The 15742-nt window shown below is 55.6% G+C and carries 13 protein-coding genes; 2 read left to right on the top strand and 11 right to left on the bottom strand.

The features are described 5' to 3' along the window. Positions 1 to 2 precede the first annotated feature (2 nt). The 3 genes from AAC076_RS13115 to AAC076_RS13105 form a co-directional block, all read right to left on the bottom strand. Positions 3 to 1352: a glutamine synthetase family protein gene (locus AAC076_RS13115; RefSeq protein WP_339846376.1), complete on the bottom strand. Its 1350-nt coding sequence runs from the start codon at positions 1350 to 1352 to the stop codon at positions 3 to 5. 229 nt (positions 1353 to 1581) lie between these two features. After that, on the bottom strand, positions 1582 to 2820 hold the full coding sequence (locus tag AAC076_RS13110) for a saccharopine dehydrogenase family protein (protein ID WP_339846373.1): 1239 nt from the start codon (positions 2818 to 2820) through the stop codon (positions 1582 to 1584). Between the two features lie 46 nt (positions 2821 to 2866). Next, positions 2867 to 3964 (bottom strand): carboxynorspermidine decarboxylase, encoded by a 1098-nt coding sequence (locus AAC076_RS13105; RefSeq protein ID WP_339846371.1) that lies wholly within the window; start codon positions 3962 to 3964, stop codon positions 2867 to 2869. Positions 3965 to 4270: 306 nt separating this feature from the next. Between AAC076_RS13105 and AAC076_RS13100 the strand changes: the two genes are divergently transcribed. Next, entirely contained in the window at positions 4271 to 6235 is a 1965-nt protein-coding gene (locus AAC076_RS13100) for an alkyl sulfatase dimerization domain-containing protein (protein WP_339846369.1), read from the top strand. Between the two features lie 43 nt (positions 6236 to 6278). Here the strand turns inward: AAC076_RS13100 and AAC076_RS13095 are convergent, their stop codons facing one another. The 3 genes from AAC076_RS13095 to glnT all read right to left on the bottom strand — a co-directional run bounded on the left by AAC076_RS13095 (position 6279) and on the right by glnT (position 9525). After that, complete coding sequence (locus tag AAC076_RS13095) at positions 6279 to 6905, bottom strand: TetR family transcriptional regulator (protein ID WP_339846367.1); 627 nt, start codon at positions 6903 to 6905, stop codon at positions 6279 to 6281. Positions 6906 to 6965: 60 nt separating this feature from the next. Then, entirely contained in the window at positions 6966 to 7985 is a 1020-nt protein-coding gene (locus AAC076_RS13090; protein ID WP_339846439.1) for a putative urea ABC transporter substrate-binding protein, read from the bottom strand. Positions 7986 to 8163: 178 nt separating this feature from the next. Then, positions 8164 to 9525: a type III glutamate--ammonia ligase gene (gene glnT, locus AAC076_RS13085; protein ID WP_339846437.1), complete on the bottom strand. Its 1362-nt coding sequence runs from the start codon at positions 9523 to 9525 to the stop codon at positions 8164 to 8166. A 151-nt stretch (positions 9526 to 9676) separates the two neighbouring features. On the opposite strand from glnT, the gene AAC076_RS13080 reads away from it, so the two are divergent. Then, on the top strand, positions 9677 to 10702 hold the full coding sequence (locus tag AAC076_RS13080) for an alpha/beta fold hydrolase (protein ID WP_339846365.1): 1026 nt from the start codon (positions 9677 to 9679) through the stop codon (positions 10700 to 10702). A gap of 71 nt (positions 10703 to 10773) precedes the next feature. Here AAC076_RS13080 and AAC076_RS13075 read toward each other — a convergent pair whose 3' ends face one another. Genes AAC076_RS13075 through cysP form a run of 5 tightly spaced genes read right to left on the bottom strand, consistent with a single transcriptional unit; the run spans position 10774 to position 15312 of the window. Then, positions 10774 to 11394, bottom strand: a complete 621-nt coding sequence (locus AAC076_RS13075; protein ID WP_339846363.1) for a class I SAM-dependent methyltransferase — start codon at positions 11392 to 11394, stop codon at positions 10774 to 10776. 42 nt (positions 11395 to 11436) lie between these two features. Next, positions 11437 to 12534, bottom strand: coding sequence for a TOBE-like domain-containing protein (locus AAC076_RS13070; RefSeq protein WP_339846360.1), 1098 nt, complete (start codon positions 12532 to 12534; stop codon positions 11437 to 11439). Continuing rightward, the gene (gene cysW / locus AAC076_RS13065; protein ID WP_339846359.1) at positions 12534 to 13403 is read right to left on the bottom strand and encodes a sulfate/thiosulfate ABC transporter permease CysW; all 870 of its coding nucleotides are present in this window, start codon (positions 13401 to 13403) and stop codon (positions 12534 to 12536) included. Before cysW ends, AAC076_RS13070 begins: the two co-directional genes overlap by 1 nt. A gap of 7 nt (positions 13404 to 13410) precedes the next feature. Then, positions 13411 to 14262 (bottom strand): sulfate/thiosulfate ABC transporter permease CysT, encoded by an 852-nt coding sequence (gene cysT, locus AAC076_RS13060; RefSeq protein WP_339846358.1) that lies wholly within the window; start codon positions 14260 to 14262, stop codon positions 13411 to 13413. A 24-nt stretch (positions 14263 to 14286) separates the two neighbouring features. Then, positions 14287 to 15312: a thiosulfate ABC transporter substrate-binding protein CysP gene (cysP, locus tag AAC076_RS13055; RefSeq protein ID WP_339846355.1), complete on the bottom strand. Its 1026-nt coding sequence runs from the start codon at positions 15310 to 15312 to the stop codon at positions 14287 to 14289. Between the last annotated feature and the right edge of the window lie 430 nt (positions 15313 to 15742).

Raw genomic sequence — 15742 nt, 5'->3', positions numbered from 1 at the left:
AGCTAGACCTGCGCGCCCAGATAGCGACGCTCCCAGGGCGTTATCTCGTCGAGAAAGTGCTCCAGTTCCAGCGTCTTGGTCGCTATATAACCATCGATGAACTCGTCATCGAACAGTTCCCGGGCCAGGGTACTGCGACCCAGGCGGTTGATCGCCTCGTGCAGTGAGCCCGGAAGCTTGAGGTGATCGGGCGCATCAAACTGACCGCTGGCCGGCTCGCTCGGTTCTATCTCATTATCAATGCCGTGCAGCCCAGCAGCGAGACTCGCTGCAATTGCCAGATAGGGATTGGCATCAGCCCCGGGCAAACGGTTTTCCACCCTGCGCGCATCCGGTGTGCTGGCCGGAATGCGCAGACCGGCACTGCGGTTATCCTGCGCCCAGCACAGGTTGTTCGGCGAAGCATAGGTATGACAGAAGCGCTGATAGGAATTGATATTCGGCGCCATAAGCAGAGTCAGATCGGCCAGGCACAATTGCAGCCCACCAATGTAATGCGGAAAGCTGAAGGTGGGCTCGTCATTGCGTGGATCAGTGAAGATGTTCCGGCCATGGGTCTTTTCGATCACGCTCTGATGGATGTGCATGGAGCAGCCGGGCACCCGTGCCAGCGGTTTGGCCATACATACCGCGATCAAACCATGCTTGAGCGCGACCTCGTGCAACATGTGTTTAAACAGAAATGTCTGATCGGCGATCAACAGTGGATCACCATGCACAAAGTTGATCTCGAACTGGCTCACCCCCATCTCGTGCATGAAGGTGTCACGGGCGATACCCAGCGCGGCCATGCCGACTTTGATCTCTTCGAAGAAGGGCCGCAGGCCATTACTGGAGCTAACGCTGAAGGCGGCGTTTCCAGGATCACGGCGACCGTCGATACCCACCGGTGGCTGGAATGGCTGGTTGACGTCGGTATGCCGTTCAAACAGGAAGAACTCCAGCTCAGTGGCGACAATCGGTTGCCAGTTGCGCTCGGTATATCGGTCAACTACCTGTTTGAGCAGAGCCCTGCTGGAGAGCCCGGACAGAGAGCCATCCAGCTCAACTGCCTCGCAGACGGCCAACGCGCGCGGCGTATCGGCCCAGGGCAGAACGTGCACCTGCTCGGGCACCGCGCGCAGCTCCAGATCACCGTCGTCATCGCCATAAAAGCGTGGCTCGGGATAACCGCCCATCAGCGCCTGGAGCATTACGCCACGGGCCATCTGCAACCGTCGTCCTGCCAGAAAACCCTCCACCGTCATCACCTTGCCACGGGGGATACCGTTTAGGTCCGGCGTCACGCATTCGATGTCGGAAACTCCGGCCAGACGCATTTCCAGCGAGAGCGCAGATAGTGGCGAGGACATGGGCAAATACCTTGATCCGAAGTGGGGTTGTTGATGCGTGGACGGATGATAGCCTGCCCCGACACGGGCGTCACCGCTCTGCTCTTCCCGCGGAGGCAGAACGCGGAAAAGCCCTTCCGCGCAGCATGCGCGTTGCACAACCTGGCATGGCACCTGCCTTGCTTGATGGCTGCCCAATAAAAAAGGCCAGCCTGAACACACAGGCTGGCCTTTGTTCAACAGCAACGGATCAGAAGCTCAGCGCCCGGTCGCCATCTTCATCCCGGATACGCGAAGGTAGACCCATGCCGTTCAGCAGGTTGATAAACGGCTTGGGCGGCAACTCCTCTACATTGACCATCTTCTGCACATCCCACTCGCCGGTGGCGATCAGGATTGCTGCAGCAACGGCAGGCACACCCGCGGTATAGGAAATACCCTGGCTACCCACTTCCCGATAAGCTTCGGCGTGGTCAGCAACATTGTAGATGAATACTTCCTTGTCCTTGCCGTCCTTCTTGCCCCTGACCAGATCACCAATGCAGGTTTTCCCCTCATAGTTTGGCGCCAGCGAAGAGGGATCGGGCAGCACGGCTTTTACCACCTTGAGCGGAATCACTTCCTGCCCTTCAGCCGTGGTCACAGGCTGCTCGGACAGCAATCCGAGATTGTTCAGCACGGTAAACACATTGATGTAGTGCTCACCAAAGCCCATCCAGAATCGGATGTTGGGAACGTTCAGATTCTGCGACAGCGAGTGCAGCTCGTCATGGCCGGTCATGTAACTGGTGTGCTCACCCACGACGGGAAGGTCATCCGTGCGCTTTACCTCAAACATCCGGTTGCTGACCCAGTTGCTATTCTGCCAGGACCAGACCTCGCCGGTGAACTCGCGGAAATTGATCTCGGGATCAAAATTGGTCGCGAAGTACTTGCCATGGCTACCGGCGTTGATGTCGATGATATCGATATCGCTGACACTATCGAAGTACTCGTTAACAGCTACGGCAGCATAGGCATTGACCACGCCTGGGTCGAAGCCGATACCCAGAATCGCAGTGATATTATTGGCCTCGCATAGCTCCCGCCGCTTCCACTCGTAGTTCGCATACCAGGGCGGCGTCTCGCAGATCTTTTCCGGCTCTTCGTGGATCGCGGTATCGAGGTAAGCCGCGCCAGTCTCAATGCAGGCCTGAAGTACCGACATGTTGACGAAGGACGATCCGACATTGATGACCAGTTGTGACTGCGTCTTGTCGATCAGCGCCTTGGTGGCCTCGACATCAAGTGCATCGAGGGCGTGCGCCTGCAATTCACCGGCAACCTTGAGGCTGCCCTTCTCCCGTACGCTTTCGACCAGTTGCTGACACTTTTCAACCGTCCGTGAAGCAATATGGATATTGCCCAGAACATCGTTATGCTGCGCGCACTTGTGTGCGACAACCTGAGCAACACCACCGGCACCAATAATCAGAACGTTTTTCTTCATGTCTCTTCCTCGAAACGCCTCCTTGGAAAAGGCTGATTTATTCGCCTCAGGAGAGGCCGTTTACGAAATCGTCAAAGCTGAACTCGCGAACCACTTCAACGCTGCCATCAAGCTGGCGCACCGCTATTGAGGGCATTTGTACGCCATTGAACCAGTTTTTCTTGACCATTGTGTAACCGGCCGCATCAATAAACGAGAGGCGGTCACCTATTTGCAGTTCTTTCTCGAACTGGAATTCACCGAATATATCGCCGGCCAGGCAGGACTTGCCGCAAACCATATAGGTATGGTCGCCCTCACAGGGCTCCATACGTGCAGGCTGCCGATAAATCAGCAGATCCAGCATGTGCGCCTCGATAGAGCTGTCTACCACCGCCAGATGCTTGCCGTTGTAAAGGGTGTCCAGCACTGTCACTTCAAGCGACGAGCTCATGGTGATCGCAGCCTCACCTGGTTCGAGATACACCTGCACGCCAAACCGCTCGGAGAACGCCTTTAGCCTCGCGCAGAATGCGTCCAACGGATAGCCGTCACCGGTAAAGTGAATACCACCACCCAGGCTGACCCATTCGACCTGCTCCAGCAGACTGCCGAAACGCTCCTCAATCTGACCGAGCATCTGATCAAACAAAGCAAAATCACTGTTCTCGCAGTTGTTATGGATCATGAACCCGGAGACCTGATCGATCACCTCGGCAACCTTGCCGGCGTCCCACTCACCCAGTCGGCTAAAGGGCCGAGAAGGGTCAGCGATCAAGAATTCCGAACTGCTGACACCGGGGTTCAGACGCAAGCCGCGCACATGGTCTGCCGACGCATCAGCAAAGCGCTGCAACTGGCCAATGGAGTTGAAGATGATCTTGTCCGAATGAGCCAGGACTTCCTGAATTTCTTCATCGGCGTAAGCCACGCTGTACGCATGGGTTTCACCGGCAAACTTGAGGCGGCCCAACTTGACCTCATTGAGCGATGAGGAGGTAGTGCCATCCATGTACTGCTGCATCAGATCGAACACTGACCAGGTTGCAAAGCATTTCAACGCCAGCAGTGCCTTGGCACCAGAATGCTCACGCACATAAGCGATACGCTCCATGTTGCGCAGCAATTTGCTCTTGTCGATCAGGTAGTACGGGGTTTTGATCATGGCCCAACGACCCTCCGCTGCTTGCCGGTAAACCGGGAGATGCCCAGCCTACGCAAAGCGCGCGATTATAGTGAAAAACAGCCTGCTCTTCGAGAGAAAACGCACACGCAAAAAACGTTACGCCCTGGTCAGGTTAGCTTCCTAGTGTGGCGATTTAAAAACAGGTTTCAAGACGGCTTCACGGAAACAGGGTCTTCCCATGCGCAAAACGCATTGGAAACAGGAAAAAAGCGCATTGGACATATATACCCTGGCGCTTATATCGTCACTTCAGATTCGATAACAACAACAGGGGAGTACCCACCCATGCGATACCGCCCGCTTTTACTGACCAGCATTCTCGTCGCAAGCTGCGCCCAGACTGCCCTGGCCGAGCCAAAACCCGCAGAAAGCTTCACAGCTCAGAAAAACGTAGCTGTTCTAGAGGCTCTGCCCTTTGCCAACACCCAGGCTTTTGACGATGCCAGACGTGGTTTTATTGCCCAATGGCCAGATGGCAAGGTCATTGACAGTCAGGGTAATGTCGCCTGGAACATGGCTGCATACGCTTTTTTGAACGGCAAGGCCGCACCGGACACTGTCAATCCGAGCCTATGGCGTCAGGCGCAATTGAACGCCATCCACGGGTTGTTCGAGGTGACCGAAGGCATGTATCAGATCCGCGGCATGGATCTGGCCAACATGACGATTATCGAAGGCGAAACAGGCCTGATCATCATCGACCCCCTACTGACCCCCGCTACGGCCAAAGCGGGCCTTGAACTCTACTATCAGAATCGACCCGAGAAGCCGGTTGTGGCAGTGCTCTATACGCACAACCATGCTGACCATTTTGGCGGGGTGAAAGGCGTGACCAGCGAAGCCGACGTGCGCTCGGGCAAGGTGAAGGTGTTTGCACCTTACGGCTTCATGCAGCATGCGGTAGCGGAGAATGTGATCGCCGGTAACGCGATGACGCGGCGGGCCACCTATCAGTTTGGTGCGTCAGTCCCACCAGGCGAGCGTGGGCATGTGGACACCGGTCTGGGCAAGGCGCTGGCCAGTGGCCCGATTACACTGATCGCCCCTACTGACACCGTACCCGACAACGCAACCCTGACTATCGACGGTATCGAAATCGAATTCCAGATGGCCCATGGCACCGAGGCCGAGTCGGAAATGATGATGTACTTTCCGCAGTTCAAGGTGCTCAACACGGCCGAGATAACCAGTCAGCATCTGCACAATATCTACACCATTCGCGGCGCCGCCATTCGCGACGCAAGCGCCTGGTCGCACTACATCGACAAGGCGCTGGAACGCTTTGGTGACCGCACCGACATTCTGGTCGCCCAGCACCATTGGCCAATCTGGAAGCGCGAAGAGGCTCAACATTTTCTGGGGGTACAGCGCGACCTGTACAAGTACATCCACGACCAATCCGTGCGCATGATGAACAAGGGTCATCTTGCAGGCGACATCGCTGAAAACATCAAGCTGCCCGAGAGCCTTGACCAGGAATGGTATGCCCGTGGCTATTACGGCACGCTGAAGCACAACGCACGGGCCATCTACCAGCGTTACATGGGCTGGTACGATGCGAACCCAGCCCACCTCGACCCGCTGCCCCCGCAGGAAAATGCGAAAAAGACCATCAGCTATATGGGTGGGATGGACAAGGTGCTTGAGCAGGCGCGAGCGGACTTTGCCAATGGCGAATATCGCTGGGTAGCCTGGGTGATGAGTGAAGCCGTCTTTGCCGAGCCAGCTAACCAGGCCGCCCGTGAACTCGGAGCCGATGCGCTGGAACAACTGGGCTACCAGGCTGAAGCAGGCACCTGGCGTGGCGCTTATCTGACTGGCGCCCAGGAACTGCGTAAAGGCGAGGGCGAACCGCGTCGCGGAAATGCACTTTCACCCGATCTGCTGCAAGCACTCGAGGCAGGCATGTTCTTCGACCTGCTGGCGGTTCGTCTAAACGCTGAAAAAGCCGAGGGCAAGCATCTGGTTATCAACTGGACGCTAACGGATAGGGACGAAAACTACCGTCTTAACCTGCAGAACTCGACGCTGACCCACCGGGCCGGCAGCCTGGAGGACAATCCTGACGCCAGCGTGAGCATGACGCGGGGAACGCTGGACCGTATTTTCCTGCGCCAAATCAGCTTTCCTGATGCGGTCAAGACAGGCGATATTAAACTGACGGGTAATCCGATGGCATTCTTTGGTCTGTTACAGATGATCGAAGAGCCACCGGCCAACTTCCCGATCATTGAGCCGGTCAAACCGTAAAGTCGAGCAAGCGAAAAAAGCCGGGGCAAATGCCTCGGCTTTTTTATGTTTTGCTGGCTTTGGGTTGCATCAACATGTTCATCAGCCGCTCCACGAAAAAATCCTGCTCCTGCCTCAGACAGAATAGATCCGGCGCAAATAGCCAACTCTGGGTAACGCCCATCAGGTGGGTATATATCAGCAAGCCGAGCTTGTCGGCCGGCTCCGTCGAAGGCAGCTGTTGTAATGCCTGTGCCCTGGCTACCAGGTGAGACAAGGTATCGACAATATGCCGTGTCAGTTCCCTCTCCCGCTTGATGGTGGGGGCTATCGCATCCGTCAGTTCTGTCTTGTTCAAGAGAATTTCGAAGGACTGGCGGAACCAGATATCGTCCGCGAGCAGTTCTAACCATTGCCGCGCAAAGGTATCTATCGCCTCAAACGGATTAGTACCTGGTCGGGCTGCATTGTTGATTAGTGTTTCCAGCGGTTCCTGCGAATAGGCGAGAACGGCCTGATAGAGATCGTCCTTGTTCTTGAAGTGCCAGTAGATGGGTCCGCGGCTATAACCGGCCTCGGCGCCAATCATTCCCAGCGTGGTGTTCGAGTAACCGTTGCGACTGAACAGCGTCAGCGCAGCTTCAATTATTTTAAGACGCGTCTTTTCGGCGTCTTCCTTGGTACGGCGCATGAATTATCCGCTTGCGACAACCCCCCACGGCCTGATGAACATGGGGGGCTTGGGCTGAGATCAGAGTGCGTCGTCCGCCGCCATCTGCATATAGGTGGGATCAAAACGCAGCTTTATATTAGCGCTGTCGCCAAGGGTCTTGCCATCGGGGAAAGAGATACCAACGAAATCAGCGGAGCTCGCGCCCTCGCCCAGCAAGCCTTTCTCGTAGGAAAACTGACGAACGCTGTCCATTGCTTCCATAGCCATCTCACTGGAGATGAAGGCTACCGCATCGGCAGGTTCCCAGAACATCTTCATGCCGGCCAGTTGCGCTTCGTAGCCAGCCTGATCGGTGCCTGATGCCTCACCCAGAAAGGCTCTGGCTTCCTGCCCGGCTTCGCTGTCAGTACTCATCTCGGCCATCAATTCGAACCAGGCGCCTACCAGCGCTTTGCCCAGTGCCGGATTTTCCGCCAGGGTCTGGGTGTTAACAATGGTCAGGTCCTTGATGTGGCCAGGTATCTGGCTGGAATCAAATACGCCGTAGGCGTTGGGCATTTCCAGTACATCTGCCAGCAGAGGGTTCCAGGTCACCACGTTCTCGACGCCTTCGGTGCTGAAGGCTGCAACCATATCAGCATCGCCGGTGTTTATTACAGTGACGTCACGCTCGCTCATACCCACTGAGTCCAGCGCGCGTGCGAGCAGATAATGCGATACAGACAGCTCGACCAGGTTGACCTGCTCACCTTTCAGGTCCTTTACGTCACTGCTGCCCTTCATAACCAGGCCGTCGTTACCGTTGGAATAGTCACCAACAATCAAGGCTGTGGTGTCTATCCCACCGGCGGAAGGAATGGACAGGGCATCCATGCTGGTGGCCACAACCCCATCAAACTCCCCAGCGGTGTACTGGTTGATCGACTCGATATAGTCGTTGATCTGAACGATCTCGACCTCAATACCGTACTTGTCTGCCCACTTCTTCATGATTCCGGATTCATCAACGTACTTCCACGGAATCCAGCCGGCGTAGATACTCCAGGCAATCTTGAAGCTGTCACGCTCCTGGGCACTGGCTGTAGGAACAATCAGCATGGTGGATACAGCGGCGGTGATAAAGGCGCCACCGAGTATCTGCTTGAGACGGCGCTTGAATGCAAAAGGCTTTTTCATGTTTCTACTCCTGAAAGGATATGGCGATTTGCCAGATCTTGGGTCCATATAGGGGTAAACCGTAGCAAGAGCCGCGCCAGCTTTTCCTGGCGCGACATCATCAGAAGAATTTGAGGTAACGGTTGATTTCCCAATCAGACACGTGGGTGTGGTAACTGGTCCACTCTTCACGCTTGTACTGCACAAAGCTTTCGAACATCGCATCACCGAATACCTGTCTGGAAAGCGGGTCTGCTTCAAAGGCGTCAATAGCCTCGCCCAGGTTCTGCGGGAGCATCTCGATATCCATATCGCGAACCTCCTGATCGGTATAGCTGTACATGTTCTCCCGGTGCGGCTGGCCCGGATCCATAGCCTCGCGAATACCTTCAAGGCCCGCCGCCAGGATCATTGCCGAGCCCAGGTAAGGATTGCAGGCAATATCCGCTGCCCGACATTCGACGCGCGCGCCCTGGGACGGAATGCGCAACATATTGGTGCGGTTGTTATTGCCGTAACAGACAAATACCGGTGCCCAGGTTGATCCGGACATGCTGCCCTTGCGCACCAGACGTTTGTAGCTGTTCACCGTGGGCGCGATAACTGCACTGATGGCCTTGGCGTGCTTCATGATCCCAGCGATAAAGTGATAGGCCATCTCGGTCACGCCACAGCCGTGGATATCCTCGCCGTTGGCCGTATCAAACAGATTCTTGCCCGTCTCCAGATCAGCCAGGGACATGTTGTAGTGAGCCCCGCTGCCGGTGCGCGTAGCCGAAGGCTTGGGCATGAAGCTGGCAAAGGCTCCGTGCTTGCGGGCAATTTCACCGGCCATCAAACGGAAGAACACGAGCCTGTCAGCCATGCCCAGTGCATCGGTGTAGGTAAAATCTGTTTCAAACTGGCCGTTGGCGTCTTCATGATCGAAGGAATACACGTCCCAACCCATGCTGTTCATGGCTTCAACCAGCTCCCCGACTATATGCATATTGTCGCCGAGGCTACGCGGGTCATAGCAGGGCTTGGCCAGAGTATCGCGTGCGCTTATCGGCTCGAAGCCACCGTCAGCAGAGTCCTTGAACAGGAAGAATTCGGTCTCGATGCCCAGATTGAAGGTGTAACCCATCTGTGCAGCTTCGGCTACCTGACGCTTGAGAATATTGCGCGAGCAGGCTTCGAACGGAGCGCCATCGAGATACAGATCACTGGCAAACCAGGCAAGATCAGGGTTCCAGGGGCACTGGGTCATGGTGGCGGTATCTGGCATCGCTGCCACTTCGTTATCGCTGATCTCCTGCGGGACACCGTCCAGCGCGGCACCGGTAAAGAGCTCCGAGCCCTTGAGCATCCTGTCCAGGTGATCAACAGGTACAAACTTCCCCTTGATGATGCCGTGGATGTCGACATACCCGGCAAGAGCGTACTTGACTCCCTTGTCCCTGAGCGTTTGCTTCAAGCTTTCGGCGGATGGCTGTACCGTCATGACTGCACTCCAGATCGTGATCTCGCCGGGAATGGCGAGCTTGGTACGAATCTTCCATTCAACATACATGCCAGCATGCATGTATAAAGTTGAAAAGCTGCCCAAGTAAATATCGTATGGTCGACGAAGCCATGCTCCAGGAGATGAACAAATGACTGATTTAAAAGGAGTTGAGCTTCAGTTTGCGGTTGGTGACCTACCCCTGCAAAGCGGTGCTCTTCTTCGTGATACCACACTCTCCTATCTGCAGTTCGGAGAACTGAATGACGCTGCAGACAACCTCATTCTGCTACCGACGTACTATGGTGGAACACACATGGGCATTACGCCCCTTATTGGTGCACATGGGCCACTGGATCCGGCACATTACTGCATCGTGATTCCCAACCTGATCGGTAATGGCTGCTCCACGTCACCTACCTTTGCCCACGCTACCCAAATGGGCGGCCATTTCCCGCAAGTCACTCTGCTGGATAATGTGCTGGCCCAGCAGAAGCTGGTCGTCGAACGTTTCGACAATGCAACCCTGGCGTTGGTAATGGGCTGGTCTATGGGCGGCATGCAGGCGCTACAGTGGGGCTGCAGCTTTCCCGACCAGGTTCGCCGGATCATAAGTGTTTGCGCTACAGCCCGCTGCTGGCCGCACAATCAGGTCTTTCTGGAAGGCGTGAAAGCGGCTTTAACTTGCGATTCGGCTTGGCAGGACGGCTTTTATACCCGTGCACCTGAAGCGGGGCTTAGAGCATTCGCCCGGGTTTATGCGGGATGGGCCTACAGTCAGGCTTTCTTCCGTAATGCGCTATATCGCGAACTGGGCCATGACAGTATCGATGCACTGCTGGCCTACTGGGAGGAGGACCACCTTGGCCAGGACGCGAACAATCTCCTCGCTGTACTCGCCAGTTGGCAAAATGCAGATATCAGCGCCAATGCGCAGTACGCTGGTGATCTGACCGCCGCGCTCCAGGCTATTCGGGCACGCACGCTGATAATGCCCTGCAGTACGGATCTGTATTTCACTGAATATGATGCTGCCTGGGAGGCGAAGCAGATGGCCAATGCCGAGTGTCGTCCGCTCGTTTCGGACTGGGGCCACTGCGCCGGGGCGCCAGGCCGCAATCCGAAGGATACCCGCAGTATTCTGGACGCCTGCGCCGAGCTGCTTGCCTCGTCATGAGCGCATATCATGGCGAGGCGCCCTTTATGCTCGCCGTGTGCGGCAGACTATCTGGCTGAGGGTTTCCGCGTCTAGGCCGCTGGGTGCGCCCAGCCGCTGTACACATAGGTCATGGGCCGCGGCCCGGGCAAATATTCCTGGTGTAATTGCTCTATAGAAAAGCCGCCGGCTTCTATCAGCGCCGGAATATTACGATCGAGATGGCAGCCTCCGGCGAACGGCTTCCAGATTGGCGTCAATCGGTGCTGCCAGCGCTCCACAGAGGCGTCGGGGGCCAACCCATGCTCACAGAACAACAGTCGCCCACCCGGCTTCAGAACACGTACCATCTCCTCCAGAGCCGGAACGGGATCAGCGATACTGCAAAGAGTGAATGTCATCACGATAGTATCGAAGCGGTCTGTTTCGGCATGGATACCCTGGACATCCACCGCCACCATATCAACCGGAATACTTATCGCCGCGGCACGCTTGCGTCCCAGCGTTTGCATCTGCGCCGCCGGGTCCACCCCGACAATCGAGCTGACCTGGTCCGGATTATAAAACTGCAGGTTGAGCCCGGTGCCGATACCGATCTCCAGTACCTCGCCGGTGGCCAACGGAACAATCTTCGACCGCGCCTTCATGACATCACCCATACCACAGGCGATATCGATCATGCGGGGTAATACGTAACGTTCATATGGATTCATCGGCTCTCCCAGCTTGCCCCGAGGCCGCTATCGGAGCCTCATTCAGCGACCCACCCAGCTCAGCGTACGGGGTGGTTTCCCCTCGCAATCAAACAGATGGGCGACGTCCGGAACAGCATAGCATTGGTCGCCCCGCTGGGGTTGCCACCGATTGAACTCCGAGTGGCTGATGCCAACCTCCCAGGGTTCCTCGCTTTGCCAGCCACAGGGCGAAAGCTCCAGGCGTACTTCAGCACCGATCAGGCTGATTGAATCAATACGCAACGGCAAATGAGCATGGCTTGCCGGTTCATCCTGCAGACGTACTTCGTGAGGCCTGAGATAAAGCTGTACATCCTGGCCTTCCGATTTCTCGGGCAGATCAACCCAAGCATTGCCCTGAGCCAGGCGCTGTCCTTGCAGATTTCCCTCGAATACATTTACGTGGCCAAGAAAGTCGAAAACAAATCGGCTTTCGGGCTGAGCATAGAGCGACCGGGGATCATCGACCTGTTCTATCTTACCGGCGCTCATGACCACTACCTGATCAGACAGCTCTAGCGCCTCCTCCTGATCGTGGGTCACGAATACGCTGGTGAAGTGCAGCTCGTCGTGCAAGGCGCGCAGCCAACGGCGTAGATCCTTGCGTACCTTCGCATCCAGGGCTCCAAAAGGTTCATCCAGCAGCAAAATCTGTGGTTTCATCGCCAGGGCGCGAGCCAAGGCTATTCGCTGTTTTTGTCCGCCGGATAGCTGAGCTGGATAGCGATCGGCCAGATGGGACAATTGCACCATTTCCAGCAAGGCTCCAACGCGCTTTCGTATTTCGGGCGCTGCGGGTCTGTTCTTTCGCGGCATGACCTCCAAGCCAAAAGCGATGTTCTGCGCCACAGTCATATGCCGGAAAAGTGCGTAGTGCTGAAACACAAATCCGACTCGGCGTTCACGCACATGCAGAGGAGTGACGTCTTCTCCATGAAACAGAATGCGCCCGCTTTCGGCATTCTCAAGACCCGCGATCACTCTTAGCAAAGTGGTTTTGCCCGAGCCTGAAGGACCCAGCAAACCAATCAATTTGCCATCAGGGATCTCCAGCGATATGTCCCGGAGCGCCTGGAAGGAGCCAAAATACTTGTTGATGCGCTCGACCGTAATACTCATCAGCGGACTTCCGACTGGTTGTTTTCGGGGACTTCTTGTTGCCTGCTCTGACGCCACTCGACGACGCTCTTGATCAAGAGCGTGAGGAGTGCGATACCGGCCAACAGCGAGGCGGCAACAAAGGCCCCCACCACGTTGTAATCCTGGTAGAGCAACTCAACATGCAAAGGCAATGTATTGGTCTGACCGCGGATGTTGCCGGCAACCACCGATACCGCGCCAAACTCACCAACGGCCCGGGCATTGGTCAGCACCACGCCATAAATCAATGCCCAGCGGATATTTGGAAGCGTTACACGTCTGAATAACTGCCAACCGCTGGCACCCAGAATCACACCGGCCTCTTCCTCTTCGCTACCCTGCTGCTGCATCAGCGGAATCAGCTCACGGGCAACAAACGGGCAGGTGACAAACACCGTAACCATGACGATGCCAGGCCAGGCGAACATCAATTGCACATCCTGATCAGCCAGCCAACTGCCCAGCCAGCCGTTGGTACCGTACAGAAGTAGATAGAGCAGACCGGCGACAACGGGGGAAACCGCGAAAGGGATATCGATTAACGTTATCAGAGCCTTGCGTCCAGGAAACTCGAAACGAGTTACAAGCCAGGCCAGGAACACCCCGAAAACCAGATTGATCGGCACGGTCAATGCGGCCACAAAGAGTGTCAGACCGATTGCATGCAAGGTGTAAGCGTCGGTGAGGTTGGTCCAGGCTATTCCCACACCCTCGGATAGCGCCTGGGAAAAGATCAGTACCAGCGGAATCACCAGAATAAGCAGCGTAAGCGTTAGCGCTGTACCAATAAGCAGGCGCTTGGCCCAGGGCTGCTCACCGACTCGTAGGTTGGACCGGTATCGATTCATGACTGCCTCACCGACCATGCAAGCGCTTGAGGTAACGCGCCTGCCAGAGATTGATACCCAACAGCAGTACCAAGGAAGCCATCAATACTACCGATGCGATTGCACTGGCAGCCGCATAGTCGAATTCCTGCAGTCGGACGAAAATCATCAGACTGGTTATTTCGCTGACGTAGGGTGTATTGCCGGCAATAAAGATCACTGCGCCGAACTCACCAAGGCTACGGGTAAAAGAGAGTGCAACACCGGTCATCAGCGCTGGCCACAAGGCAGGAAAAATAATTCGCCGGAACACCGTCAGGTCAGAAGCGCCCATACTCATGGCGGCCTCCTCGTCTTCCGGCGCCAGGTCTTCGAGAACCGGCTGTACCGTCCGAACCACGAATGGCAGACTGGTGAAAGACATCGCGACAATAATGCCCACGGGGGTATATGCGACCTTTATTGCAAGCTCAGCCAGATACTGACCATACCAGCCGTTTTCAGCAAAGAGGGCTGCGAGAGTGATACCCGCCACAGCGGTGGGCAGTGCGAAGGGCAGGTCCATCAATGCATCAACCAGGCGCTTGCCCCAGAAGTCGTAACGGACCAGTACCCAGGCCATAAGCAAGCCGACCACGCCGTTGATGATCGACGCGATACCTGCCGCCCACAGGGTAACCTTGTAGGAAGCAACGACCCGCTCGTCGGTGATCACCGTCCAGTACTCGGCCAGGCTCATGCCTGAGGTCTGTACTATCAGCCCGGTTACCGGCAACAACAGAACCAGGCTGATAAAAAGCAGGGAAACGCCCAAGCTCAAAGCGAACCCGGGCAATACCCTCTTGGCAACGCCGCGTTTGATAGGCAGCGCTCCAGTCATGGATTTATCCATAAGTAGCCAGCATCAGCGGCGCTGCAACTGATCAAGTTTGCCGCCGGGTGCGAAGTGCACTTTCATGGCTGTTTCCCAGTCACCGGCAATTTCCTCGATCGGTAGTAGTTCCAGATCAGGAAAACGATCGGCGAACTCAGCCTTTACTGTTTCATTGTGAACACGGTAATTGAAACCGGCGATCAAACGCTGTGCATCCTCGGAATACAGGTATTCGAGATAGCTTTTCGCCAAGGCTTCGGTTTCATTGCGCTCGACATTGCGGTCGATCCAGGTAACCGGAAACTCTGCCAGGAAGCTCGTTTTAGGAACAACAACCTGATATCCAGCATCCGGGTTCTGCGCGACGATGTTATTCACTTCTGACTCGAACGTTAGGAGCACATCGCCGATTCCGCGCTCAATAAAAGTGGTAGTCGCACCACGCCCACCAGTGTCGTATACCGCAACGTTACCCAGCATGGTCTTCAGAAACTGGTCTATCTTTTCCTCATCACCAGCAAACGCTTTCTGCGCATAACCCAGTGCAGCTAGATAGCTGTAACGGCCATTACCTGAGGTTTTGGGGTTAGGCAATATGGAGCTGACATCATTCCGAGCCAGGTCGTCCCAGTTCTGGATGTTCTTGGGGTTTCCTTCACGAACCAGAAACGCCATGGTCGAATAGTAGGGCGAACTTGCGTTCGGTAGACGTTGGCGCCAATCTTCAGGAATCAGATTGCCCCGGGTATGCAGAATATCGACATCAGTCACCTGATTGTAGGTCACGACATCAGCACGCAGGCCTTGAATAATAGCCTGGGCCTGCTTGGACGAGCCTCCGTGTGACTGACTGATTTCTACGGAGTTACCCGTTTTTTCCTGCCAATGTTCAGCAAACTGCTGGTTGTAGGCGGAGAACAACTCTCGAGCGATGTCATAAGAAGAATTCAGTAGTTGCTGATCAGCAGCGTGAACCGGAGTTAAAGCGGCACCCGCCGCCAGTAGCAAACCACCTGCGACTGCGCTGATGCGAGTACGTATCGATTTACCAGCCATAAATCCTCCAAAGATGTAGGGGGAACGCCATACGGCTTCCCGATCAGGCTGCACAGGGTATCGAACCGCTCGATATATAACAACTTGCTGGTTATACGGTTTTACTTATTACTTAAGCCTCTAAAGCATAAGGTAAGTTAGAAGCTGTTCAGTGTGATGCTGGGATCCAACTAATCGACTTCTACTCCCCCAGAAGTCCGCCATACCTTCACGTCATTCCCGCGCAGGCGGCAATCCAAGCGGCCAGGGACCACGGGTGTAATGATTTGGCTGATGTGCGCCTGTCCCGGCCTAATGGATCCCCGCGTTCGCGAGGATGACGGGGGTGTGCCCGACTGTGGTTTTAGGGTTCTTTGCTGGTTGCCGCTTTTCCACCGCCCAAAGTAAAACCCCGGTCATCTTTCGATAACCGGGGTTTTGGTATAGCGCT

The organism is uncultured Halopseudomonas sp., assembly GCF_963977355.1.
Taxonomy (GTDB): domain Bacteria; phylum Pseudomonadota; class Gammaproteobacteria; order Pseudomonadales; family Pseudomonadaceae; genus Halopseudomonas.
This window is presented reverse-complemented; position numbering and strand designations above follow the sequence as displayed.

Excerpts from the sequence above, each read along its gene's own strand:
- AAC076_RS13115 (WP_339846376.1), bottom strand. The coding sequence starts at position 1,352 with ATGTCCTCGCCACTATCTGCGCTCTCGCTGGAAATGCGTCTGGCCGGA.
- AAC076_RS13110 (WP_339846373.1), bottom strand. The coding sequence starts at position 2,820 with ATGAAGAAAAACGTTCTGATTATTGGTGCCGGTGGTGTTGCTCAGGTT.
- AAC076_RS13105 (WP_339846371.1), bottom strand. The coding sequence starts at position 3,964 with ATGATCAAAACCCCGTACTACCTGATCGACAAGAGCAAATTGCTGCGC.
- AAC076_RS13100 (WP_339846369.1), top strand. The coding sequence starts at position 4,271 with ATGCGATACCGCCCGCTTTTACTGACCAGCATTCTCGTCGCAAGCTGC.
- AAC076_RS13095 (WP_339846367.1), bottom strand. The coding sequence starts at position 6,905 with ATGCGCCGTACCAAGGAAGACGCCGAAAAGACGCGTCTTAAAATAATT.
- AAC076_RS13090 (WP_339846439.1), bottom strand. The coding sequence starts at position 7,985 with ATGCTGATTGTTCCTACAGCCAGTGCCCAGGAGCGTGACAGCTTCAAG.
- glnT (WP_339846437.1), bottom strand. The coding sequence starts at position 9,525 with ATGACGGTACAGCCATCCGCCGAAAGCTTGAAGCAAACGCTCAGGGAC.
- AAC076_RS13080 (WP_339846365.1), top strand. The coding sequence starts at position 9,677 with ATGACTGATTTAAAAGGAGTTGAGCTTCAGTTTGCGGTTGGTGACCTA.
- AAC076_RS13075 (WP_339846363.1), bottom strand. The coding sequence starts at position 11,394 with ATGAATCCATATGAACGTTACGTATTACCCCGCATGATCGATATCGCC.
- AAC076_RS13070 (WP_339846360.1), bottom strand. The coding sequence starts at position 12,534 with ATGAGTATTACGGTCGAGCGCATCAACAAGTATTTTGGCTCCTTCCAG.
- cysW (WP_339846359.1), bottom strand. The coding sequence starts at position 13,403 with ATGAATCGATACCGGTCCAACCTACGAGTCGGTGAGCAGCCCTGGGCC.
- cysT (WP_339846358.1), bottom strand. The coding sequence starts at position 14,262 with ATGACTGGAGCGCTGCCTATCAAACGCGGCGTTGCCAAGAGGGTATTG.
- cysP (WP_339846355.1), bottom strand. The coding sequence starts at position 15,312 with ATGGCTGGTAAATCGATACGTACTCGCATCAGCGCAGTCGCAGGTGGT.